The following is a 23,257-nucleotide window of genomic DNA, read 5'->3' as shown; positions in this document are numbered from 1 at the left end:
CCGTCTTCGGAATTAATTGTAAAATAGTTCCGAATCTTGATTTTTTTAGTTTATAATAATGCTAGTTTTTCCTTTTAATGTTTGATATTTTTCATTAGGCGAAGAGGAATAGTATGTAATAAATAAATGCCTAATAACCATTTTATGGTATTATTTGAATATGCAGATTTAAATATTGGGGAGGTAAAGGGAAATATGAAGCGTTTGATTAGCATTGTCCTAACTTTGTTCGTTTTATTAGGGCTCAATTATGTAATCGCAAGTATTACTAATACGAGATTCATTGATTGTTCATTTGTTGTTGGCTTGGTTCTCAGTACTATTATTTGGTTCTTTTCATCTAAAGGAGGATTAACTTCTCGCCTTTCTGATGGAATGATTCAAGCACAAACAGCCAATTTTAAATTAAAAGGAGACGACTATAAATTTTCTCCGAATATTGTTTTCTTTACTGCATTGGTCTATACCTTTTTCTCCATTGTTTTTACCTTCATATATTACCGAAGTTACTTCTTAAACTAAGTATATGAAAAGAAAGGATTTACCCATGTTATTTTTACAGGTGAAGATGAGAATGGTGAATATGTAAAACTCCTTAAAAAATTACGATAGGTTTCTATTAATTTTAAGGCTAGAAGAAAAAGTACAGTTAATGTCCGACTGTGCTTTTTCTTCTTGTTACTCTAACCTGTCCGTTAGAATATGTACACTTCATTTCATACTTATATAACCCTTTTTAGAAAATTACGCTTACCTTCGTGGATTGTTAAAAGTATTTGTGAAATAACATAGCAATTAATTTACGATTATCGTTTTTTGATATAAACCGGAGGATTTTGAATCTAACCAGAGAATATATCGTTCTTAATGGACAAAAATTATTATATGTTTCGTCAAGCTATGACGATTCTGCAATGGTTGAAGGGTGATCGTTTTCTAGTTCATTCTTGTTGATATCCGGGGCTTGAGTTCTAGAAAGGGATCCTTTGGCGGATCTAAATCATAAAGGATGTAAAAAACAAACTTCTTGATCAACGGGATTCATTATTCTTTGAACAAGAACTGAATCATTTTATTAGACAAGGTTTTTTCTATTATTTAACTACAAGGGGCTTAATCCAAGAAGGATTAACGCTCTTTGTATTGAATTTATTGTAGGAGTTGCAGCACTTAAATAATTAAGGACGTGATTAAAATCAAAAAACAAATTTTTTTAATTTTAATCTATTTTTTATTACAAGGATGTAGAAAATATGATGATTTACGTGATCAAATATCAGTAAAAAAAGTAGATTGGAAGTACTTTACGTAAGAAGGTAAAGGGTATCCTGCAAGTGTTCAATGATGAAGAGTATATTTTCAATAAGATCAGTCTTCCGCAAACTGGCCAATATGTTGCTTGACACATCAAAAACTAATTGCCGGGTAGTTGGATACCGCGCCAGCCGCTTACATCGCATTGACCAAATTCATTATCACCCACAGCAATCACCGTGCCGTCCGATTTAAGGCCAATGGTATGAGCGCAACCCGCCGCAACTGCTACAATATCGCACCAGTCACTTACATTGCATTGACCATACACATTCCAGCCCACAGCCGCCACAGTGCCGTCCGATTTAAGGCCGATGGTATGACTACTACCCACCGCTATTGCCACAATACCGCGCCAGCCACTCACATCGCATTGGCCTACCTTATTTTGACCCACAGCAACTACCGTGCCATCCGATTTAAGCCCAACAGTATGTAGATAACCCGCCGCAACCGCCACTATCCCGCGCCAGTCGCTTACACTGCATTGGCGATACCTATTATTACCCACAGCAGTCACCGTGCCGTCCAATTTAAGACCAATGGTATGCCAGTCACCCGCCGCGACCGCAACAATATTATGCCAGTCGCTTACATTGCATTCACCTTCATTATTTCGGCCCACAGCTACCACCGAACCATCCGATTTAAGCCCAATGGTACGACACCAACCCGCCGCAACCGCTACAATATCGCGCCATTCGTTTACATCGCATTGGTGATGCTTATTCCAACCAACAGCTGCCAAAGTACCGTCAGATTTAAGACCGATTGTATGAGCATTACCCGTGTTCGTCGCCATATGAACATTACCAGCCGCGACCGCAACAATATCGAGCCAACCGCTTACATTACATTGGCCATATTTATTATCACCCACAGCCGTCACCGTGCCGTCCGATTTAAGCCCAACGGTATGACGACGACCCGTGGCTATGGTATCTTTAGGCCGCCGTTTTTGTTTCAGATTTTTTTCATAAGGATTCCGAATTTCATTATTCATTTTCCTCACCTCACTAAAAAGTATATCAGTTTGAAGTGAAATTCTATTTTTACATTAAGGAGATTCTCTATAGCAATATTTATGTTAAAAATTAATTCAGTATTTGTCAAAATGTTATTGTATTTTCTTTTGGGGATTGTCATTTTCATTCTAAAAAAACGAAATGGGAAAAATGCCCCATTTTTCTTAAATCATTTTTGGAGACTTGGAAGAGATTTATAATAGACTCATATACTCTTTGTTAATGAAGTTATATACAAGGCATTTAGTATATTGAAAAATAATGAAAACAAAACAAATTGCCTATTGTAGCTGTCAAATTAGGCAGTTTTTTACTATTTTTCTTTTATCACTTTTGAACCGTACCTGACAAACTGCTCGTCTAATCATTAGAAAAAGGAGGGGATACTTTGGAGAATTATCAACAAATAGAATATAGTGTTGAATCAAACTATTCTTTAGAAGAAATTATGAACTTGTTTGGTACAGAACTTTCTATTTTAGCATTCTCGTATGTTAAAGATATAGAAGCCTCAAAGGACATCGTCCAAAATGTATTTATAAAATGCTTTCTCCATTTGAATACTTTTCAAGGAAGGTCTACTTTGAAAACATGGCTTTATCGAATAACAATTAATCAATGTAAAGACTATATAAAATCAAATTATTTTAAAAAAATTCTGCTAGTTGGATTTACAAGGGATGCTGAAACAAAGCTAACACCTGAAACAATCACTATAAAAAAAGTAGAAAATGAAGAAGTAATAACCAAAATTATGGAACTGAGTAAAAAGTATCGGGAAGTTTTAATATTAAGGTATATACATCAATTAGATATCAAGGAAATTGCTGATGTGTTATCACTATCTGCAGAGACGATAAAAACCAGAATTAGGCGGGCAAAGCTTAAATTATTGCCAGCAATAAAGGGGGATTTTTTCAATGAATAGAAAAGTATCTCTACGAAAGTCATTTATTGAAATCTATGGAAAGGAGTTAATTTTTTCTGAAACGGATAAAAAAAAGGTTTTCAATAGGCTGCACACTAAACCTTCAAACTCAAAAGTAAATTTAAAATGGGGGCCAGCTGTAGCGATGGTTCTAGCTCCTTTAATTTTTATCCTGCTCTTGTTTAGTTTCGATAAATTTGCGGGAGTTGTACCAGAAAAGCATGCACAATCCACTGTGAAAAAATCTGAGCCAGAATCTGTTAAAACAGTAATTGGTGATATTGGAATCCAAAAATTGCTTGAACAGGGGAAATTTCAGCAAGTGAATCAAACAGTTAAAGACAAGGGAATCTCCATTACTCTGCATGAGATTATGTATGATGGAACCAGGATTGCAGTTATCTATTCGTATGAAACGAATAGTAAACAAAAGATTGAAAGCCCATTTCCTTTTGAAAAGTTAATGATCAATGGCCAGCAATTTATCCACTATTCGGGGAGTGTAATGCCGACTGAAAAGGAGAATAAATTCCTTTATGAATGCCATTTGACAGCGGAGCTTCCTGATCATTTTGATTTAAACTACGAAATACTATCTATTGGAGGTATAAAGGGTAAGTGGATTTTTACCGTTCCAATCAAAAAAATAGAAGGTTTACACAAGAAAATTAGCCCAAACGGTTCTGTTAGTAGTGGAAATCAGACTTTAATTGTAAAACAGGTTACCTTTACACCAAGTACTACTAATCTTAAAATTAGTTTAAGTGGACCAGAACAAAAAGACTTTTCAAAACGGTACGTATTTGAAATCAGAGATAACCATGGTAACCAAATTGAGAATATACAATCTGCTGGTACTTCAGGAGAGAGAATGGATAACGGTTTCTTCATAACTAATTATAACGAATATTTTGAACCTATCGGTAAGTTACCCCAATCAATTACAATACAGCCATTCCTACTGCAACATAGCAGTGGAACTGTTAAAGCAGCTCTTAATCAAAAACTACCTATATATTTGCAACAAGACCAATATAGCGGGATTAGAATTACCAAGGTGGAACAGTATCAGGACGAAATTTGGTTATACTACTCCATTAAAGGACCTTATGAGAACGTGGGCATTTTGAGTCTTCTGGATAAAGCAACTGGAAAAGAAAGTCATAGCTATGACCGCTTATTAAAAAACAAAGATGGATACATAGCAAAGTTTAAAACATCACAGCCAATCAAAGAATTAACTATAAGTGCACCAAAAAATAAATATACAAAATTAAAGGATCTTAAATTAGAGATAAATATAGAATAATAAAAACATTTTTAACTACGTAATACCAAAAGAGTAAATGCATGTAAATAAAAGATCTCTAACCAACAAGTGTGTCAATCTTTAAAGGATTAATGCACTTTTTAATAAAGTTCTTATTGAACAAACAGGCGCTTTCCCTTGAAAAGGATCAGCGTCTATTTTGTATTTTGGCTTATTGTTGAAGATGCTTTAAAGACCTAACAAGGAAATAAAGTTACATAAGATAATCAGGATTATTAAGGCAGAATAGACCAATATAGCGAAGCAAATGGATCGAAAAAAGGCATCAATATGACGCCTTATTAACTCAATTCTTTAAACTTTTTCCTTAAGGCTAATTTGTGAGCCAGTAAGTAAATCAAAGTATAAAAAGGGACTGAATAACCGAATTTCCAATTTAATGGAATGTAAATTTGGATCCATTTAAAAAATGGTTCACCGACAAATGCTGTTACTATTCCAAATATTAATCCGATAATCCAAGGATTTCTTTTGTGAAAATATTGTATTAGGAACATAACTGCCACAGGAATAAGAGCAAAATCAAATGGCATGTAAGCAGGTATAATAGGTGTAACTGGTTTAAAATATGTCCAAGCGGCAAGCTGAAATCCTACATTGTCTAATGTTAATGAGGTAAGACCAACAAAAATACCTGCATATATTAATCTATCTGTACTTTCTTTTTTTCTGAAAAAGTACCAAATAATCCACGGCATGATTGTAAGGATAATACCAAACCACCATTGCCATGTAAATAAAACTTCATCTTTCCATGCTGACATCCTATATTCGAAGGCATGATGATAATCCCAAAATGATTTTTCCATCCCTGCGTTTGATTTCAAAAAAATACCTCCAAGCTTATTTTTTCATCATTATATCTTTTCATAAATTAATGGATTTAAACATTGGAACTTAATTAATGCATAGTGAACAATACGAAAATAAAGAAGATTTGTGTTAAAAGAAGTTATTTACCAATTAGATAAGATAAAGACATAAAAGATGAAGTCCAAATAAAGAAATTTATGTTAAAATTTGGATATAAAAAAGGGGATGGAGGGGATTTTTAAATGAATATGAATAAACGTATGTTTTATTTTTGGATATTTGGTATTGCTATTATTGCTTTTATTACTGGGGAAATAGCTACGGTTATGATGTTGTACTTAATTTTAATAACCCTAAATTCAATACATTCGACTATTCAAGATTTTTATGCTGACTGGAAAAAAAGGTTTTAAAAATCAAAGGTAGTTTACCTAAACTCTTATTAAACAAACGGGGGCAAGAATTGAAGATCTGGCTGCTATTTTGTGGTACTTTCTTATTCAAGTAACGGGAGTTTAGTTTAAGTACAGTCCTTCACAAAGTTATGAAAAAACCGACCTCCACAGGGGAAATCAGTTAAAAAGTTAAGGTTTGTTCCATAGAACACCCATTAAAATAAAAAAGAAGAAAATAAGTAAAACAGCAATAACAATTAACCATAATGCAGCCTTTCTCCAAAAACCTTTTTCAGATATTAAAGCTAAAACAAATGCAATAATAATAGAGGAAATAACAACTCCAACATAATGATCTTTAAAGAAATCGTAATATCTTACTAATGACACGGAAAATATTCCAAACAATAAAACAACAATTGATAATTGTGAAGCAATTTTTCTCATTTTATTACCTCCTAACATTAATAATTTTAACATTTATTTACAGATCATTCTATGAATATTCAGAGGAGGGTTCATTAACTGGTCTTTGTATTCGCTCGCCGATTCTCCTTTCTTATTGAACAAACGGTTCAGGTTAGTTAAACAATGGAAAAACAGCATTCAATAAAATGGAATATAATGTTAATATGGTTTAAGGGGTGTATTAAATGATGTTTTTAGGGTCTTTTCTGATAGCTCTTATACCAGGGATTATTATATTGACGGTTACCTGGTGGTTCAGTAAAAAAGGGTTTTCCTTATGCGTAAGGATGTTGCCTGGAATCATAGCGATTATAGTTGCTGTTATCCTCTTTTACATTGGTTTTGTTAAAATTAGAGGATTCGAAGGTGGAGCCTATGGCATAGTTAGTCTTCTTTTATTCATTTTTTCCATTATATCTTTTGTTATTGGAAAGAGGATATATTGTGCACGGTAAGAAGAATTAATCAACTTAGTATTCTATTATTCTATAACAAGAAATTACTAAGTTCTTTTTCAACTAGATCAGGTAATATTTATTAGAGGGATGGTGAGGACTTTGAAGAATAAATATACTGTTTCATTTTTATTCTTATCTAATGCATCTATTGCAGGGGGTATGGCACTTAAAGATATTCTTGATAATTCAATGCTTATTGGAGTTGGTTTAGCAATAATATCTTTATTAGCTGCTGGGTTTTCGCTTAGGAAAAAGAACAAGGAAAATAACTCGCATAATTAAATTGTTTGTTAAGTTTTGGACGCAGCAGTAATGCGTATTTTGTGAAGAAATGTGCTTAAACAAACGGAGTGCTTTCTTTAAAAAAGGTAATCCTTTTTCTTATTCAAGTAATGAGGCAGGATCATTTAATAGTAAAGGGGGTGGATTTTTGTTAAAAATTTTACGTTATACTTTATCAGTAGTAGTTATTTTATTTGCTTCATATGGACTCATTACGAAAAATTTTGAACTTCAACCCTATATGATATTTTTCTTAGGGTTAATGATGTTGATAATGGGATTAGATGAATTTCGAAAAAAGCGAACAGCGTATGGTTGGCTATTTGTTGTAGTTTTCTTATTTTCATTATTTGTAGCAATTCAAGGCTTTTTATTGAATTAACGGGTGCGTGCTAGGGATTATTTATATACTGTGAGAAAGGCAGTGAAGTTATTTGAAGGGTTATAATGCAATGCTATTTGATTTAGATGATACCTTACTTAATAGGGATAAGGCAGTAGATAAAATGTTTTTAATTATTTTAGAAAAGTGTTATGAGGATGTTAAACATTCATTAAAAAACGAAATGTTGCGAAAATTTAAAGAGTATGATAAAAGAGGCTATGGCTATAGTGATAAAACAAAAGTTTTGGAATCATTTTTTGATGAATTTCCACCAAAATATAGATTACCACACAATTACATTCAAGATTTTTGGAATAATAATTTTCCCCATTGTTTTTCTATAAACCAAAATACTATAAATATCGTAAATACTATAAAGGTGCAAGCTAAAATTGCAATTATTACAAACGGCTCAACTCAGAGACAAAAAGCTAAAATAATTAACACTAAATTAAATAGTTGTTTTGATATAATAATTATTTCTGAAGAAGTGGGATTTAGTAAACCTGACAAACGCATATTTGAATTAGCATTAAATAAGCTTAATGTGCAACCGGAAGCTGCATTATTCGTTGGAGATGACATAGAAAAGGATATTGGCGGTTGTCAAAATGCAAATATAAAGGGCATATGGTTCAATCCTCATATGATCAAGAATGATACCGAAATAAAACCATATGCCGAGATCAATTCTTTTGATAGATTATTAAGTTATTTTACATAATAAACGTAATCAGAAGTTGTTTTACTTCACAATATGAATTTAAGAAATGATATTAAGCTAACAGGTACAAGAGTTGGAGATTCAACTGCTATTTTTGACAGCTTTTTCTTTTTGAATGGGCAATTTCAATAAGAAAATTAAAATATTTGCATGAAATTTCCCTTTATTCCATTCACCGTATTCATTAAAATGGAAATATATAGATTGAGAGGTGTCTAAAATGTTTTCTCATCGATTGCTTACTCACGATACAATTTTTGAATTATTACCCCACATTAATGCAGATCAGAATTTACTTTTTTATAGTTATTTAACTCAACGTAAGGAGAAGGCTCAATATATTTGTCAATTTGTTAATAACCAACTTACTGCCGTATTAGCTTATCTCAGTGAACTTTCCTTCCCAGCCTTTTCTTTCTTCCGAGTTGAAGAGCAGGACATCTTTTTTCCAGAACTAATTGATTTTACAAGAGAAACTATCAAACTTGACGAAAATGCTGTTTGTGGCACGATACTCTGTCAACGGGACCTTGAACTTTTTCAAACCTTCGGTCTCATCAAAGGGATTCCTCAGCGTTTTTTAACTATGAAACATCAAGATGAATCGAAACTCCTTGAATCACACATTGCAGAAAAAATTTGTGAAAATGAATATTCCGAGGTGATTGATTTTCTACATAGAGGTGAAATGAGGTTTTTTACTAGGAGTGAGTTAGAGAATTGTCCTTTTCTTGGAATTAAGGAAGGGAAAGATTTCATAGCTGTGGGCGGCTACCATTTTTATGACTCTCAGCTTGTAGAACTTGGGAACATCGTTACCAAGTTAGATTACAGAAGAAGAGGATTAGCTAAGCTCATAACAAGTGAATTGACACACCTCGGTAAAAAACTTTCACCAGATGTCTATCTGGGCGTATTGGCAGACAACTTGCCTGCTGTTTCCGTATATGAAGGCTTGGGGTATCAAACAATTATGGAACTTTCCATTGTCAATTTTACTTTGTCCAATACACATATTACTTGTCATTCTTATTGAACGGGTGCTTTAGTTGAATAGGAATTGATTAAGTCGGCAGTTTTCTGTTTGCTTTTTTATGTCTGATCCGGAAAATAATGTGCAATTAATAAATTGAAAACCCATCTTCAGCAATCAGGCGCTTTCCTTTAAGGATAGCGCTCTTTGTACATTTAAGGGCGAAATTGCTGCATAACAAGTGCAAAGAAAATTTTCACCTAATCTACCATGGAAATAAAGTTCTTGTGAGATTAATAGAGGTTCACCTCCCAAGGGAGGTACCGACTTATTGAAACGGAAGAATTGAGACACGGAACGGAAGCTACTAAAATATCTAAAGTATTGATGATTAATTCGAATTGGGTTCGTATGATGTGAAAGTCTTATGTACGATGTGAACGGGGGGAAATGGGAGTGATAACTGCAAACCCTTACCTATCTGATAAACAAGCATAGCTAATAAAAGTATATATTTAATTATCCAAAAATGTAATAATATAGTAATTATAGGAAAAGAAACTACAATTTAAAATGAAAGAAAAAGGAGTTCTCAAATGAAGAAAAAGATGAACATTTGGTCATTTATCTCTTCAATAATTTGTATTTTATTATTTGTTATGGTTTCTTTTTCAGGTCCAATTGATTATTTCATTATGGGTATTCACCCGTTAAACCTGGTCTTATATATTACATTGATAACCTTATTTTTAGGTATATTAGGTTTTTCGGGTATTCGAGATTGGAAGGCGATGGCAAGGAGCGTGACTACCATAATTATTACATTGGGATTATCAGCATTTTTGGCTTTCATTATATTTTTGGGAAACTTATTAAGCTGAAAGGGTGCGTTTCTACAATAAGTGGAGACGCATTTTCCTTATTGATGTAACGGACAGGATAGTGGAGGAAGGAGTTTTGGTAATTCAGGAGGAATAGTAAGTAATATATTTTTTGGGAAGGTAGAGGATAAATATGTATTTGTTTTTATCTATTGTTTTAAGTGCAATATTAGGGTTCTGTTTACTTATGATAGGTACTCCACAAATCGCTGGTGTTATTGCTGTTTTTGATTATTGTAGGCAGTATTCTTAGAGGATTGTATTTACTAAATAATATAAATAAAACAATTGTAAAAAAATTTTCAAAGGATTATTCAAGAGATGAATAGGACCATTTAGGTTTTTTTCTAGAGAGAAATTAGTTACTGGAATTTAAAGCGTACAAAATTGTGAAGTAATGCTCTTAAACTAAAGGGTTCCTAAATTATAAATCCAATTAAGAGATCCTATAATGAAAAAGCTACAAATTGAACTGAAAGGGTGGTGAATTTTGCTGTTTAAATTTCGAGGATTTTATAGGGGTGTCAGTCGTTAATAAAATTTGCCTACAGTTTGTTGAAGAATAATATAAGAAGGAGGGAGAACAAATTTGAAACGGGAAGGAATAGTAAAATGGTTTAAGGAAGAAAAAGGATATGGACGTATTATGCTTGACAGAGAAGATGGAAATCATGTCTTTGTACATTTTAGCCCAATTATACCTGATAAAGTAAGGTTTCCAAATGATTTTCGATACCTTAAACAAGGGCAATAGGTATTGTTCGACTTAGTTGAAAACCCAGGTATTAATGGCTTATAAATATGGAGGTGGTTCAGAAATTTTAAAAGGAGTGTATCAATTAAATGATAATATTATGGCAAGACGAATTCTCTTCCTTTAAATTAATGGGGCTTGTTTAGCAAACTACTTAAATAAGCTCTAAAAACTCTATCAATTAACCCCTCAAAATCTAATTCACCTTCAGAAACACACCAATTATACAAAAAACCATGACATAGTATGCATAAATCATAGGCTATTTTTGTGACATCTACATCTTCAATTAGTAAATTCTGTTGCTTACATTGATTTAAAATTTCCACGGATTGATGAAAAAATGGAGAAAACACTGCTGTATTCATATAGTTTTCCTTAGGTGAAGGTAGCAATCCCTTATTTTTTACTGACTGAAAACTCGACACAAACTCATGACCTTTTTTAAAGCAATGTACTGCACAAGATTTAAAAATTTCTATTATTTTCTCAATAGGATCATATTCGTCCAAATTCTTTTCTTTTGTAAAATATTCCTTTAAGAATTCTAAATAATCCTCTGCAAGATATATTGAAAGAAAATTCTCTTTTGTCTGGAATTGATGATAAAAAGAACCAATAGATACATTTGCCATATCACATATACTTCTAACAGTAATAGAATCATATGTATACTGTTTCATTAATTTATCTACAGCTTTTAAAAGCTTCTCTCGTGTTGCATTAGACTTAATTTGTTGTTTGGTTAGAATTGACTTAGAGTAAATTGTTATCACTCCTTTTTTATTTTGTTTTTTATTATACCACACTTTTTAAAAATCATAAGATTGACAATTGATTCACAAAACAAATAAAAGTCAGAGCGTGTATTAAAGCGCATTCTAAAACATGTTCTTGTTTTATTTTAGATTAAAAAGGAGTGAGCAGGATGTATGAAAAAATATTCGAACCAGCTAGAATTGGAAAATTAGAGCTAAAAACCGAATAATTGTTACATTGATCTTATGATATTAAATAAATAACCCTTGGTTAAGAGGGAGTGATAAAGTCAACATACTGACCTTTAGCCTGGCTTTATCATAATTAATTTTAGCTAAATGAGCCCTATAACACAATGTTTTCATTGTATTATAAGGCTTTTTTGATGTAACCAATTCGAACATCTAGAAACTTGAATACAACGGAGGTTCGTTGTGCTATGAATTTTTATTTTATGTACATGTTGAAATGAAATTGGAGAAAATTTCTAACATAAAAATGTAGTAATATTCCTTTGTAAATATATTTATCAATGACATTGAGCCTCTGTATATATAAGTTTGATAATCTTGTAGGCAGTTACAATAAATGAGGCAACGCCAACAGCAAGCTACTATATATGCCTCTCAATGTAAATGGTTCACTAATGGAATATTCATGCATTCTGTTATGGATTATTCAACTATCAAAGATTTATATATTTTGAGATTGAAATTTACATTTTATTATTACAAAAATAATGGTTTGCGAAAGGATGGCTTTAGTTTCTTATACAAATTATTTATTTAGGATGGAATATTTTAAAATGATTTGTTATGGGATATACCACACTTTTATAAATTATAGGCTTGACAATTGATTTACTAGCAAATAAAATTAGAACGCGTATTAAAACATGTTCTAAAACGTATTCGTGTTGTGTTTTAGATTAAAAAGGGGTGAGCTGAATTTTTGAAAAAATATTTGAATCAGCAAAAATTGGAAAATTAAAGATCAACTAACCATAATGCACTCTTTGGGTAATGATTATTAACTTTTTTACCCCGAGAAAAATCGGATTAGGAGAGTTAAATGGTCAATTTAGCCTACACATATTATTATTGCTTTAATTACTTTAATGGAGGAATTTAAATGTTAAATGAAAAATTACATGAAGTTATATCCCATGAAGGGGTAGTTACAATAGTATCTTGGAATAATAACGAACCACACTTAGCATGCACTTGGAACTCACATATCAATGTAACACCTGATGACAGAATATTAATACCTGCAGGTGGAATGCAAGGAACACAAAAAAACGTTGAGCAAAATAATAATGTAAAGATCTCTTTGGGTAGTAAAGAAGTTATGGGCTATCAATACCCAGGAACAGGTTTCTTAATTGAAGGAACTGCAAAATTTGTTGAATCAGGTTCAGATTTTGAAATGATGAAAGAAAAGTTTCCTTTTTTAAGCAGAGTAATAGAGATAACAGTTTCATCTGCAAAGCAATTGATTTAGTTATTATATGAAGAAAAAGTGTCGCCATTATCAATAAGACGACACTTTTTTTGGAGTTGGCTAAGGAAATCAAATAAATATTGAGGGGGACTTTGATTTGATTTCGATCTCCAACTTGGTATTCAAATTGTTCTAACGTAAAAAACAACTTTGTTGCATTGAACATCAATCATATTGTCGGTATCCATATAAAAGACATTGTAAAGTTAAGCAGACGGGCGCGATTGTTGAGTAATTTTAGCAACTTTATACCAGCTCTATAATGGGCTTGAACAGGATATTTTTTGCAAGTATTTTTCGACAGCAGCCACTTTTCCCTAGGAAAAAGTGGCTGTACTACACTTGTTTCCATTTATTTCCGTCTGTTTGCCGAATTCGCAGCTTCGCTGGTACTGCCACTATTGTAGCCGATTTAGATATTAAACCAATTGTTTAAATGGGAAGGGGCTTGGATAGGGCTAGCAATTTTAGGCATTATCTTTCTTTTTTTATAAGGCTTTTTCTCAAAGATCCCGCTTCCAGTATTAAGCGAAAGGATAAACAAGAAATCTTTACGAGAGTTCCTCCTAGAGAATGGCTTCCTTGGCTGATTGCATCCTATGGTTTGGAAGGGTTGGGATATATAGTCAGAGGTACGTTTCGTATCTATCGTTGCAAAGAGTCCAAGCTTAGATAATAATTCCTCGTTTGGGTAATAGTATGATTGGCAGCTGTTCCATCGTGTATAATCTGGACAACGTTGGCAAAAAAATTGGGGATCGTTAAGTCTTTAGTACCATGTGATTCCCGGTCGCATGCAAGCGTTACTGGATAGGTTTCGGGATGATACGATAAGAATCTTTGTATGAAGGTTACGAATTTTTGGTTGGATGAAGACGGGTCGAAAGATCGTTTGTATTATGTGCTTGAGCATCGGGACGCGGCATCTCGTGAATGGAACTTCCAGGCCTTCCAGGAAGATCAAGAATGGCTGGAGCTTAAGAAGTGAACTGAGCAAAACGGTCCCCTACATGAGAAAATTGAGATTGTTTATCTGAAAAAAATCCTTTTTTAAAAAAAAGAGTAGATCCATGACGGGCTATTCTTTAACTAGAAGGGATGGAAAATAAATTGGATTTTGGAATTATATTGATACTACTTATGTTTACTGGTTGGTGATCTTGGGTTTTCCCTACTGCCATTCTTATTTTTTCGCTCAATTCTTATGTTTTTACAGGTTTATATAAACACATCCGAATATTTTTTGCCTTATCTAAATATTTCTGACAGGTTTACCAAGTTCTTAGATGGAAAAAGTCTTTAAAAAATTCGAGGTCAAAAATGAAAGATTCTATTATTCGAAATTTAACAAAAAGTCAGCTAAGGAAATCTCTTTATCATTTTACAAGATTAAAAAATTTACCTTCCATTGCAAATTTCGATGCATTGTTTTCGAGTCATAAAGTCGAGCCTTCATTGTCTTATCGACGTCGTGAAACAGCTAAGATTGTGGACTATCAGGGATATTTATTTATAGCGAATGCTCATCTTCGGATCGCTGATGCTGTGATGCATCCTGATACAACACAGGAGGAATTTAGGTCATATATTGATAAGAATGTGTTCTTATGGCCAACAAAACGAAATTGTCAATCCATGATTAATGCTTATAGTAGAAGGGAACCTAATGAATCCTTCGTAGTATTTGAATTTGATGCCGATCTTTTGTTGCATGATAACTATAATAATATCAAGTTATCAAAGTATGACTCGGGAAGTTCACCAAGATTTCCTTCACGTTGCTCATATAAGAAAAGTCTACGAATGTTTTTACCTTTGAATCAATTCGGATTGGTCAAAAATAATCTTGTGCCAAGTAAACCATCTGAAATACATGAGATTCTCGTTTTGAATGAATTAAGTAATATATCCAAATATATTAAGGCTCTATACTGTAGGAATATTACTGACGTCACAAAAAAATGGAGGAAATATACAAAGAATATTGTTGAGTTTGATGGGACATTTGATTAAGTATTATTAAAAAGTTTCAACAATATTGCTCTACATTATCTATAGTTGAATTTGTTCATTAATGTTTTTAATCAAATCTTAAGGAGCACGCGAAAATGATTACTTGGAATCAATTGATTTGGGAAATCTACCCGTATTTAATGTTGGTAATTTTTTTGATAGGCCACATTTATCGATTTAATACTAATCAGAGTATGTGGCGTAAAAAGGCGCAAAACCTTTTAGAAAAGAAAGATATAAGATGGGAAATAAAGCTTTTCCATTTTGGGATTCTTGTTATTTTTTTGGGACATGTTGTAGGATTACTTTTTCCAATAACAATTTTGAGAGGTATTGGTTTCTCAGATAAAGTCTATCATAGTTTTGCGATATACTTTGGGGGCTTTTTCGGAATAGTCACTTTCATAGCGATTGCGTTACTTGTTATTAGGAGATTTATGATAAGACAGTTTCGAGTTAATAGCAGCATTAGTCAATTTATGGTTGGAATTCTTCTATTTTTAATTATTGGAACTGGAATTTATGCAACTGTTTATAGTTCAAATACTAGCACGTTTGATTATCGAAAAATCATAGGACCTTGGGTAAGGCTTCTAATTACATTCAGACCGAATTCAGAATTGATGGTGCATGCACCATTAATTTACCAGATACATGTCCTTCTCTCATTTGCTTTAGTAGGTATTTCACCCTTTACGGGATTAATACATGGATGGAGTATGCCAATCGAATACTTGCATAAAAGGAAATTAATGAAAAAGCGGTAATTTCATTCGGTTTTACCGAGCCAACACTGATGGCATGGGCATTGCAACGGTCTAAATCCGAAAAAAGAGGTGCGGACAATAACACTTACATGACAAAAAATTTTAATCAAGATTAAAAATAAGATTCTATGGAAAGTGGTGAAACAAATGACAAATGGATTTGAAAATGCGGCGATAGATAATGAAAGGAAATCAGTCAATGTAAGTTCCTTACAATACTTGCCAGTTGACTTATTTGGTTCCGTTATGGGACTATCTGGTCTCGCCTTGGCATGGAGACACTCCCATCATTTTTTTGGAACACCTGCTATTATTGGGGAAATCATAGGATGGGTTGCAATACTTGATTTTCTAGTTCTCGGTATCGCTTATCTGATTAAGCTAATTCGTTTCCCTTATAAAGTGGCTACAGAATTTCAGAGTCCAATTGGTGTCCACTTTTTTGGAACCATTATAATTGCGATCTTGCTATTATCAATTGTGATAAGTCCTTATAGTGCAGTTCTGAGTCAAATTTTCTGGATGATTGGTACGATTGTAAGTGTCGTTTTGGCGTATATCATCGTTGACCGCTTGCTGAAACGAACTCAAGAAGTAACCCATGTTACACCACCTTGGTTGATTGGTACCGTGGGGACGCTGAACGTAGCTATTGCAGGAGGAACAATGCCGTTTGGATGGGCTAGAGAATTGAATCTTTTTACATTTGCTATTGGAAGTATATTAGCACTTGTTTTTTTTACGTTAATTTTTTCGCGATTGTTGCATCATGATAAGATGCCATTACCAATGACTCCTTCATATATGATTTTGATTGCACCGTTTGAAGTAGGTTTCTTGTCTTATACCAACATTATCCACGGTGTTGATATGTTTGCATCCATTCTATTCTATTTTGGACTGTTCATGTTCCTTATTATCTTTTCTAAGGTATTTAAACCTGGCTTTCCATACTTTCCATCATGGTGGGCTGTAAGCTTCCCGATGGCCGCTTTGAGCAACGCCGCGTTTAAATATGCTGTGGTAGTGAACACCTGGCCGATTAAGATAATTGCTGCGCTTATCCTTGCCAGTGTCACAATTGTGATTATTGATATCCTAATTCGGACATTAGTTAAATTGTTTAAAGGTGAACTTTTAAAAGCCTAAACAAGCTGTGAGTGAAAAAGGAGCACCTGAAAAGAGGGACTCCTTTTTGCTCGTCATGCAAAATGCTAAATTGGACTATATGGGTAATGGTAGAAGGGAAGTTAAAATTGCAAATAAAGGAAATGTATTTGTATTATCCCTTATAGGATGACTAACCCAACCGACTTGAAATCGAATTTTTTGAAAAACAATGGTTTGTAAAAAAAAAGAATTTGTTGTAAGGCAAAATTAATGAGGTTTATATTCGGTTTACGGATATATGGACCTTATCAAATTAATTTGCCCATAATTGAGTGGATTTTTAACCTTCAAAATGGGTAAGTTCTGTTTCTTAAAACAAATTTATATATTGATATAATAAGTATTCAATATACTTTCCATAGATAGCAGGTGATTAAATGATAGATAAAGTTGAAATTACAATTGAGTCTCCTGTAATTCAGTGGTTGGTTGAAATGACTCCTTTAACTTGGATAGCAACAAAGGAACGAGTAAAATCCTTTCTAAATAAGGAGTCTGCTAAAATAGCTGTTGATTTGGAGATTTTAATCGGTAAAAAGACCATTTAAATAATAGATAAAACATTAAGGTAGTCTCATGTTGAGACTACCTTAATGTTTGTTATTCAACTACCATGTAAGAACGTAATATTTCTTACATTTTCTGTAGTGAAGCTCTGATTCATGTGTGGCTAACGGGGTGCGATGCTTAAATATCGAAGGATCGCTTTTTCCTTATTCAAGTAAACGGAAAGTTTAGTTGAATAAGGAAAAGAAAAAGTTACTAAATATTTACATTATGGATGTGATGATGTCATGATTTTTTTAATCAAGCGGATAGTCGTAGCGAATAAAACCTTTGTGAAAAGCAATTTTGTCATAGAGAGCACGAGCAGTAGCATTGTCCTGGCGGGTTTGCCAGTAGAGCTTTGAAGCGTTATGTTCGCGTGCCTCTTGAGCTACACGCTCAATGAGTGCACGAGCAACTCCATACCCTCGGGCAGCTTCGTCTACGAAAAGGTCTTGTAGGTAACACGCATTTTCCATCCAGAAAGTGGGATGAAACAGGTAGTGAGTGATACCAACCAGGTTTCCTTGAAGATACGCACCAAGGCCGAAAATTATATCTTCATGAAGTAGACATTCCCAAACCTCGTCGTAAGTGGAGTCGGGGAGCTCAGTCTCATAAAATTTTTTATAGTTTCTGGCTAAGATATTCCAGCGCTTTCGGTCCTCAGCTCTCAGCGGAGCAATGTCAATCGTGATCTGTTTATTTGATATTTTTGTCAACTGAAAATCATCCTCCAATTGTAGTAACTGATTTGGGTGAAATCATTCTTGATAGTAAGACTATGTTTAAGAAAAAGTAAATTTAATATAGTCAATTGAGAAATATCGGTAAGAAGTAAAACTATATGATTGCTAAAGGCATTTTATCTTAAGAGTTCAATTACAAAAAGTGGCTGATATAATTATTGTTAAATTGGATGGTTCTATTTCCTTCTCTACCTTTTATCATAAAAACTAAAATAGATTATTATTTATTATAGGAGAGATTAAATTGAACGATAAAAATCAAAATGCACGTGTAGCTGTTGTCCAAGCACCTTTGGTTATTATGGATTGTGAAGCGAAAACAGCCCAAGCCGTTACCATGATTATACAGGCTGCAGAAAAGGGAGCAAATGTAGTTATTTTTCCAGAAATCTTTATTCCTGGAGGTTTAAGCATTGGAATAAATTTAAGCAGTCGGAAGATGAATGGACAAAAAGACTGGCTTGGTTATGGAGAAAATTCTGTACCTGTCCCCGTTGATACAATTAAAAAGATTGGAGAAGCAGCTAAGAAAGTAGGAATCTACCTGGTTGTTGGGGTTAATGATAGTGAGGTCGAATATAGTGGAGGAACTCCCCAGAGTAGTCTATTATTTTTTGGACCAGATGGGTCTTTCAGGAAAGTATCAAAAAATGATGACCAATTCTTCCAAAATAATCGTGAATCGTTTCAATTTATTTAGAGAGCATAATAAGACTTCACTCATTGTATCGAGTGAAGTCTTTATTGTGACATTAGAATTTTAAGTTTATAAAATATTATCATTTTAGTTTCATTAAAGCATTTTTCAATCTTAAGACACCTTCCTGAATTAAATGAGTCTCAACTCTTCCAAATGTTAATCTAATGTTTCCGGTTTTTGTGCCAAGCAAACTTCCAGGCACAAAAGCAACTCCATTTTTTAAAGACATTTCTAGTAATTTGTATTCATTAACCTCATTGTTAAGACGACACCATAAATGTATTCCGCCTTCTGGTATCTGAAATGAAAGATGATTTGATAGTTCTTCTTGTAACGAAGAGATCAATGTATTTCTCTTTTCAATTAGTTTTAGCTTTAAGTGCTCTAAATTCACTTCAAATAAATCTGATTTTAGAAATTCAGCAGCAACCCATTGTGGGAAAATACTATGTCCAAAATCTATTTGTTGTTTAGCATCCGCCAAGCGCTGGATCACATTATTTGGACCAACGATCCAACCAATACGGAGTCCTGAAGCTGCCAATTTTGAAAGCGAACTAATGTAAAGGACTGTTCCACTTTTGTCCAGTGACTTTAGTGTGGAGGTATTTATACGATCGTTCAATGAAATTAAGCTGTATGGATCATCTTCCACAACGGGGATTCCAAATTCTTGTGTAATGGCTAAGACCCTTTTCCTTTTTTCTAAAGATAAAACAGTTCCTGTTGGATTCTGAAAAATAGGGTTGAGGAATACCATTTTAATTTTATGCTTTTTATACAGATATAATATATCCTCGGGATTTAAACCATTCTTTCCTATCGGAAGTTTAAAGGTTTTTAATCCCGCTGCTCGAAATGTCGGGAGTGAATGAGCATACGAAGGATCTTCATAAGCGATAGAATCGCCTTTATTTAACAAACATTGAATGACAAGATGTAGAGCTTGTTGGGCTCCAGAAGTTATTAGGATAGATTGACTTGAGCATTCGATGCTTTTAAATTCTTTTAAATGGTTAACAATCTTTTCCCGAAGGTCCAAGTTACCTTGAGGATGCTCGTATCCAAGTGATTGATGAAAATCATGCTTGGTTAGGATATCCCTAAACACTTCATAAGGCATTAAATCATGTGCGAGTTCACCGCTGGCAAAGTTAATTAAATTCTTTTCATGAATTTCCTCTTGAATATGCTGATATAGCGGGAGGTTAGGCAAAAAAGAACCACGTTCAACATAAAGGTCCCAGTTAGGGATTCGTGTGCGAGATAATCCCCACATGTCCTTATTAACTTTTGTGCCACTCCCCTTTATACGTTCCACCATACCATTTGAATATAACACATCGTACGCAGAAATAATGGTGCCTCTATTTACATCCAGTTCTTTAGCTAAATTACGTTCGGAGGGCAAAATCGTACCTGGCGGATATTCACCATAGGCAATTCTTTTTTGAATATAATTAGCAATTTGTTGGTATAAAGGGATATCGCTTTGTTTATCGGGCTTCCATTCCATCAACTAACCCCCTCTTTATTTATGTCTAATGGGATATGCACCAACAGTGAAATTAAATCGTTAAACCATGCTAATTGTCAAGTCACTAATGAAATAATAGATAAATCCCACGGTAATTTTCCATTTTTTGAAGACTTGGCCCATCCACTTTTTCCTCACGACAAGATCCAATTTTTAAAGTTTTTACTTCTTTAACAATCTTTTTACTATTTAATGAATACAAACATGAATGTGAGCAAAATCACATTTTACACCTTGCTAATAGAGTAATTTCTTAATTGCAACAGGAAAACAAAAATGGATAGAGGAGGTGAAGGAATGACTAAATTTCTAAGCGTTTTTTCAGTTGGCCTTATTATTGGTTTGGTTTTAACAATTGGGATTGTCAAAATAGTTACCCATACAAATGCACCTGTTAGTGCATCTGAATCTGTCAAATCAAAAGATCAGACAGAGAAGGCAGCCAAAAAAGAAACAGCTAAACAACAAGACAACTCGGTGAAAACAACAACAAATCCAGAAGCACAGATTTTTGTTAAAGCGACCTGTATCACCTGTCACTCGATGTCAAAGTATGGGCTAGATGGTGGAAAGCAAGGACCAGATTTAACGAAACCAATGATGGGAACAGTTATTAAGGATAAATACGGAATGAAACTTCGCGATTATTTGGATAATCCAAAAAGTCCAGTTATGGCAGGAGTTCTTGGAAACCTGAAGCTAACTGGGGAACAAAAAGATAAAATCAGTAAGCTATTAACAGAAGAGTAGGGGGGAAATAATGAATGGAGTTAAAAAAGGGTGGTTTACACCACTCATTTCGGGCTTGTTAGTAGGAGTCTTAATTGCTGTTGTATTTTTTGTAAACTTTAAGCAACTTAACTCAGCAAATAACTCAAAGTTAGGAGCAAATGAATCAGCTGCCGAAAAAACATATGTTCCACCAGGAAAGCTGGATACGTATTACCTTTTTGCTTCTGGTGGCCACTCTGGTAATGTTTTTGTATACGGTGTTCCATCTATGAGGCGTATCCGTACAATCCCTGTCTTTACGCCTGAATCAGCCGCAGGGTACGGATGGACGACAGAATCCAAAAAAATGTTAGGTAAATTTACATGGGGAGATCTTCACCATGTTGCCATTAGTGAGACAAAAGGGGAGTATGATGGCCGTACATTATTTGCAACAGATATTCAAAATAATCGGGCTGCTGCTATTGACCTTAAAACCTTTAAAACTGTTGACATTTTGGGACCTATTGCAAATTTAAATGGTCCACACTGTGCAGCATTTGTAACACCTAACTCGGAATATATATTTTTACCAACTCGATTTTCAGCACCAATCGGACATGAATATGCTGACGTAAGCCAGTTTAAAGAGAAGTATAAAGGCGTTATGGGGGCTGTACAATACGATTTCAATAAGAAAAAATTACACCTAGCTTGGGAAGTAATGCTTCCGCCATGGTCTTATGATTTGTCGGACGCAGGGAAAAAATCATCCGACGGTTGGGGGGTCATGTCAACTTATAATACAGAAGAAGCAAATACAACCCTGGAAGTCGGCGCTTCTCAAAACGACCGCGATTATCTGGTTATTTTCAACTGGAAAGGGATCGAGAAAGAAGTTGCAAAAGGAAGCTACAGCGTAATTAATGGAGCGAAAATGTTTGATCCAGTGAAAACACCTGGATATGTTTTTCTTGTCCCAGTGGCTAAAAGCCCACACGGTGTTGATGTAACTCCAGATGGAAAATATTATATCTCAAGTGGAAAGCTATCGCCAACCGCAACAATTTACGACTGGGAAAAGACTTTTAAAGCGATAAAAAATAAAGATTTTCAGGGCGAGGCCAAAGGTTTACCGGTTATTAAGTATGAGTCGGTTCGCCATAAAGAAGTTGAAGTAGGTTTAGGACCATTACATACACAATTTGATGGTCGTGGAAATGCCTATACTACCTTGTTTATTGATAGTGCAATAACTAAATTTAATATTAAAACTGGTAAAGTCATTGACAAAATCCCTGTTCAATATTCACCAGGCCACGCGGCTGCAGCAGAAGGTGACTCTGTATCACCTGACGGAAATTATTTGGTCGCTTTAAATAAACTTTCAAAGGATTCTTATTTATCTGTAGGACCGTCACATCCGGAAAGTTTGCAGTTAATCGATATTTCTGGGGAGAAAATGAAGATGCTTTACAGTGCTCCTGCGGACCCAGAACCTCACTACGCACAAATGGTGAAAGCAGATAAAATAAAAACAATTGAAGTCTATCCAAAAGACACGAAACGACCTAATTCTGTGTGGAAAGAAAAAGATGCACATATCGTGCGACATGGAAATAAAGTTGATGTTTACGGGATAGCGGTGCGTTCTCACTTTGTCTTTGATGCAAAAAGTAAGACTCCTGACGTCGTTCATGTAAACCAGGGCGACAAAGTTACTTTCTATATAACGAATATTGATTTAGATGAAGACATTACTCACGGTCTTGGAATCACATCATATAACGAGAACATGGAAATCCAGCCAGGAGAAACGAACTCTTTTGAATTTACCGCTGACCAGTCGGGGGTATTCCCATTGGCATGCACAAACTTCTGCTCAGCTTTACATCAGGAAATGACTGGATACCTATTAGTAAAACCAAAATAAATTATCTCGGATGAATGGGCTTTATATCTCCACTACAAAGATTAAAGAAATCGAAAATTTGAAGGTTGGGATAACTGCCCGTAAAAGCCTAATTTGTTCAACTAATCATCAGTGGGGAGGTAAAAAAGCCTCGCTGATG

The 23,257-nt window shown here is 34.0% G+C and carries 25 protein-coding genes; 19 read left to right on the top strand and 6 right to left on the bottom strand.

Going from position 1 to position 23,257, the window contains the following annotated elements:
- Positions 1-195: 195 nt before the first annotated feature.
- Positions 196-522 carry a hypothetical protein gene (locus tag RCG20_RS01140; protein WP_308182410.1) on the top strand — a complete coding sequence of 109 codons (327 nt, stop codon included), beginning with the start codon at positions 196-198 and terminating at the stop codon, positions 520-522.
- Between the two features lie 892 nt (positions 523-1,414).
- Here RCG20_RS01140 and RCG20_RS01135 read toward each other — a convergent pair.
- On the bottom strand, positions 1,415-2,317 hold the full coding sequence (locus RCG20_RS01135) for an RCC1 domain-containing protein (RefSeq protein ID WP_308182409.1): 903 nt from the start codon (positions 2,315-2,317) through the stop codon (positions 1,415-1,417).
- A gap of 410 nt (positions 2,318-2,727) precedes the next feature.
- Here RCG20_RS01135 and RCG20_RS01130 point away from each other — a divergent pair, with 410 nt between their 5' ends.
- Positions 2,728-3,267: a sigma-70 family RNA polymerase sigma factor gene (locus RCG20_RS01130; RefSeq protein WP_308182408.1), complete on the top strand. Its 540-nt coding sequence runs from the start codon at positions 2,728-2,730 to the stop codon at positions 3,265-3,267.
- Positions 3,260-4,576, top strand: a complete 1,317-nt coding sequence (locus tag RCG20_RS01125; protein WP_308182407.1) for a DUF4179 domain-containing protein — start codon at positions 3,260-3,262, stop codon at positions 4,574-4,576. Before RCG20_RS01130 ends, RCG20_RS01125 begins: the two co-directional genes overlap by 8 nt.
- Positions 4,577-4,878: 302 nt before the next feature.
- Here RCG20_RS01125 and RCG20_RS01120 read toward each other — a convergent pair whose 3' ends face one another.
- Positions 4,879-5,424, bottom strand: a complete 546-nt coding sequence (locus RCG20_RS01120; RefSeq protein WP_308182406.1) for a CBO0543 family protein — start codon at positions 5,422-5,424, stop codon at positions 4,879-4,881.
- Positions 5,425-5,652: 228 nt separating this feature from the next.
- Here RCG20_RS01120 and RCG20_RS01115 point away from each other — a divergent pair, with 228 nt between their 5' ends.
- Positions 5,653-5,823 carry a hypothetical protein gene (locus RCG20_RS01115; protein ID WP_308182405.1) on the top strand — a complete coding sequence of 57 codons (171 nt, stop codon included), beginning with the start codon at positions 5,653-5,655 and terminating at the stop codon, positions 5,821-5,823.
- A gap of 171 nt (positions 5,824-5,994) precedes the next feature.
- Here RCG20_RS01115 and RCG20_RS01110 read toward each other — a convergent pair whose 3' ends face one another.
- Positions 5,995-6,252: a hypothetical protein gene (locus RCG20_RS01110; RefSeq protein ID WP_308182404.1), complete on the bottom strand. Its 258-nt coding sequence runs from the start codon at positions 6,250-6,252 to the stop codon at positions 5,995-5,997.
- A 206-nt stretch (positions 6,253-6,458) separates the two neighbouring features.
- Between RCG20_RS01110 and RCG20_RS01105 the strand changes: the two genes are divergently transcribed.
- The 7 genes from RCG20_RS01105 to RCG20_RS01075 all read left to right on the top strand — a co-directional run bounded on the left by RCG20_RS01105 (position 6,459) and on the right by RCG20_RS01075 (position 10,730).
- Positions 6,459-6,728 carry a YesK family protein gene (locus RCG20_RS01105; protein ID WP_308182403.1) on the top strand — a complete coding sequence of 90 codons (270 nt, stop codon included), beginning with the start codon at positions 6,459-6,461 and terminating at the stop codon, positions 6,726-6,728.
- A gap of 102 nt (positions 6,729-6,830) precedes the next feature.
- Positions 6,831-7,013, top strand: coding sequence for an LPXTG cell wall anchor domain-containing protein (locus tag RCG20_RS01100; protein WP_308182402.1), 183 nt, complete (start codon positions 6,831-6,833; stop codon positions 7,011-7,013).
- Positions 7,014-7,161: 148 nt separating this feature from the next.
- On the top strand, positions 7,162-7,395 hold the full coding sequence (locus RCG20_RS01095; protein WP_308182401.1) for a YczI family protein: 234 nt from the start codon (positions 7,162-7,164) through the stop codon (positions 7,393-7,395).
- Positions 7,396-7,465: 70 nt separating this feature from the next.
- Positions 7,466-8,122 carry an HAD family hydrolase gene (locus RCG20_RS01090; RefSeq protein ID WP_308182400.1) on the top strand — a complete coding sequence of 219 codons (657 nt, stop codon included), beginning with the start codon at positions 7,466-7,468 and terminating at the stop codon, positions 8,120-8,122.
- A 220-nt stretch (positions 8,123-8,342) separates the two neighbouring features.
- Positions 8,343-9,158 (top strand): GNAT family N-acetyltransferase, encoded by an 816-nt coding sequence (locus RCG20_RS01085; RefSeq protein ID WP_308182399.1) that lies wholly within the window; start codon positions 8,343-8,345, stop codon positions 9,156-9,158.
- 533 nt (positions 9,159-9,691) lie between these two features.
- Positions 9,692-9,976 carry a hypothetical protein gene (locus tag RCG20_RS01080; RefSeq protein ID WP_308182398.1) on the top strand — a complete coding sequence of 95 codons (285 nt, stop codon included), beginning with the start codon at positions 9,692-9,694 and terminating at the stop codon, positions 9,974-9,976.
- A 589-nt stretch (positions 9,977-10,565) separates the two neighbouring features.
- Complete coding sequence (locus RCG20_RS01075; RefSeq protein ID WP_374120500.1) at positions 10,566-10,730, top strand: cold shock domain-containing protein; 165 nt, start codon at positions 10,566-10,568, stop codon at positions 10,728-10,730.
- A 128-nt stretch (positions 10,731-10,858) separates the two neighbouring features.
- On the opposite strand, the gene RCG20_RS01070 is transcribed toward RCG20_RS01075, so the two are convergent.
- On the bottom strand, positions 10,859-11,539 hold the full coding sequence (locus RCG20_RS01070) for a TetR/AcrR family transcriptional regulator (RefSeq protein ID WP_308182397.1): 681 nt from the start codon (positions 11,537-11,539) through the stop codon (positions 10,859-10,861).
- A 1,081-nt stretch (positions 11,540-12,620) separates the two neighbouring features.
- On the opposite strand from RCG20_RS01070, the gene RCG20_RS01065 reads away from it, so the two are divergent.
- The 5 genes from RCG20_RS01065 (at position 12,621) to RCG20_RS01045 (ending at position 17,490) form a co-directional block, all read left to right on the top strand.
- Positions 12,621-12,992 (top strand): pyridoxamine 5'-phosphate oxidase family protein, encoded by a 372-nt coding sequence (locus RCG20_RS01065; RefSeq protein WP_308182396.1) that lies wholly within the window; start codon positions 12,621-12,623, stop codon positions 12,990-12,992.
- 1,320 nt (positions 12,993-14,312) lie between these two features.
- Complete coding sequence (locus RCG20_RS01060) at positions 14,313-15,005, top strand: DUF7002 family protein (RefSeq protein ID WP_308182394.1); 693 nt, start codon at positions 14,313-14,315, stop codon at positions 15,003-15,005.
- A gap of 95 nt (positions 15,006-15,100) precedes the next feature.
- Complete coding sequence (gene narI, locus RCG20_RS01055; protein ID WP_308182393.1) at positions 15,101-15,772, top strand: respiratory nitrate reductase subunit gamma; 672 nt, start codon at positions 15,101-15,103, stop codon at positions 15,770-15,772.
- 147 nt (positions 15,773-15,919) lie between these two features.
- On the top strand, positions 15,920-16,921 hold the full coding sequence (locus tag RCG20_RS01050) for an SLAC1 anion channel family protein (protein WP_308182392.1): 1,002 nt from the start codon (positions 15,920-15,922) through the stop codon (positions 16,919-16,921).
- A gap of 398 nt (positions 16,922-17,319) precedes the next feature.
- Positions 17,320-17,490 carry a hypothetical protein gene (locus RCG20_RS01045; RefSeq protein ID WP_308182391.1) on the top strand — a complete coding sequence of 57 codons (171 nt, stop codon included), beginning with the start codon at positions 17,320-17,322 and terminating at the stop codon, positions 17,488-17,490.
- 255 nt (positions 17,491-17,745) lie between these two features.
- Here RCG20_RS01045 and RCG20_RS01040 read toward each other — a convergent pair whose 3' ends face one another.
- Positions 17,746-18,210: a GNAT family N-acetyltransferase gene (locus RCG20_RS01040; protein WP_308182390.1), complete on the bottom strand. Its 465-nt coding sequence runs from the start codon at positions 18,208-18,210 to the stop codon at positions 17,746-17,748.
- A gap of 271 nt (positions 18,211-18,481) precedes the next feature.
- Here RCG20_RS01040 and RCG20_RS01035 point away from each other — a divergent pair, with 271 nt between their 5' ends.
- Positions 18,482-18,937 (top strand): nitrilase-related carbon-nitrogen hydrolase, encoded by a 456-nt coding sequence (locus RCG20_RS01035; protein WP_308182389.1) that lies wholly within the window; start codon positions 18,482-18,484, stop codon positions 18,935-18,937.
- 79 nt (positions 18,938-19,016) lie between these two features.
- Here RCG20_RS01035 and RCG20_RS01030 read toward each other — a convergent pair whose 3' ends face one another.
- Positions 19,017-20,453 (bottom strand): MocR-like pyridoxine biosynthesis transcription factor PdxR, encoded by a 1,437-nt coding sequence (locus tag RCG20_RS01030; protein WP_308182388.1) that lies wholly within the window; start codon positions 20,451-20,453, stop codon positions 19,017-19,019.
- A 318-nt stretch (positions 20,454-20,771) separates the two neighbouring features.
- On the opposite strand from RCG20_RS01030, the gene RCG20_RS01025 reads away from it, so the two are divergent.
- On the top strand, positions 20,772-21,224 hold the full coding sequence (locus tag RCG20_RS01025) for a cytochrome c family protein (protein WP_308182387.1): 453 nt from the start codon (positions 20,772-20,774) through the stop codon (positions 21,222-21,224).
- A gap of 10 nt (positions 21,225-21,234) precedes the next feature.
- Positions 21,235-23,118: a Sec-dependent nitrous-oxide reductase gene (gene nosZ / locus RCG20_RS01020; RefSeq protein ID WP_308182386.1), complete on the top strand. Its 1,884-nt coding sequence runs from the start codon at positions 21,235-21,237 to the stop codon at positions 23,116-23,118.
- The last annotated feature ends 139 nt before the right edge of the window (positions 23,119-23,257 follow it).

This window comes from Neobacillus sp. PS3-40 (genome assembly GCF_030915485.1).
Lineage (GTDB): Bacteria > Bacillota > Bacilli > Bacillales > Cytobacillaceae > JAUZPL01.
This window is presented reverse-complemented; position numbering and strand designations above follow the sequence as displayed.

What these genes read in the sequence shown, in the direction of transcription:
- RCG20_RS01110 (WP_308182404.1), bottom strand. Translation starts at nt 6,252, where the DNA reads ATGAGAAAAATTGCTTCACAATTATCAATTGTTGTTTTATTGTTTGGA.
- RCG20_RS01030 (WP_308182388.1), bottom strand. Translation starts at nt 20,453, where the DNA reads ATGGAATGGAAGCCCGATAAACAAAGCGATATCCCTTTATACCAACAA.
- RCG20_RS01115 (WP_308182405.1), top strand. Translation starts at nt 5,653, where the DNA reads ATGAATATGAATAAACGTATGTTTTATTTTTGGATATTTGGTATTGCT.
- narI (WP_308182393.1), top strand. Translation starts at nt 15,101, where the DNA reads ATGATTACTTGGAATCAATTGATTTGGGAAATCTACCCGTATTTAATG.
- RCG20_RS01105 (WP_308182403.1), top strand. Translation starts at nt 6,459, where the DNA reads ATGATGTTTTTAGGGTCTTTTCTGATAGCTCTTATACCAGGGATTATT.
- RCG20_RS01025 (WP_308182387.1), top strand. Translation starts at nt 20,772, where the DNA reads ATGACTAAATTTCTAAGCGTTTTTTCAGTTGGCCTTATTATTGGTTTG.
- RCG20_RS01090 (WP_308182400.1), top strand. Translation starts at nt 7,466, where the DNA reads ATGCTATTTGATTTAGATGATACCTTACTTAATAGGGATAAGGCAGTA.
- RCG20_RS01080 (WP_308182398.1), top strand. Translation starts at nt 9,692, where the DNA reads ATGAAGAAAAAGATGAACATTTGGTCATTTATCTCTTCAATAATTTGT.
- RCG20_RS01060 (WP_308182394.1), top strand. Translation starts at nt 14,313, where the DNA reads ATGAAAGATTCTATTATTCGAAATTTAACAAAAAGTCAGCTAAGGAAA.
- RCG20_RS01135 (WP_308182409.1), bottom strand. Translation starts at nt 2,317, where the DNA reads ATGAATAATGAAATTCGGAATCCTTATGAAAAAAATCTGAAACAAAAA.
- RCG20_RS01085 (WP_308182399.1), top strand. Translation starts at nt 8,343, where the DNA reads ATGTTTTCTCATCGATTGCTTACTCACGATACAATTTTTGAATTATTA.
- nosZ (WP_308182386.1), top strand. Translation starts at nt 21,235, where the DNA reads ATGAATGGAGTTAAAAAAGGGTGGTTTACACCACTCATTTCGGGCTTG.
- RCG20_RS01065 (WP_308182396.1), top strand. Translation starts at nt 12,621, where the DNA reads ATGTTAAATGAAAAATTACATGAAGTTATATCCCATGAAGGGGTAGTT.
- RCG20_RS01125 (WP_308182407.1), top strand. Translation starts at nt 3,260, where the DNA reads ATGAATAGAAAAGTATCTCTACGAAAGTCATTTATTGAAATCTATGGA.
- RCG20_RS01050 (WP_308182392.1), top strand. Translation starts at nt 15,920, where the DNA reads ATGACAAATGGATTTGAAAATGCGGCGATAGATAATGAAAGGAAATCA.
- RCG20_RS01045 (WP_308182391.1), top strand. Translation starts at nt 17,320, where the DNA reads ATGATAGATAAAGTTGAAATTACAATTGAGTCTCCTGTAATTCAGTGG.
- RCG20_RS01140 (WP_308182410.1), top strand. Translation starts at nt 196, where the DNA reads ATGAAGCGTTTGATTAGCATTGTCCTAACTTTGTTCGTTTTATTAGGG.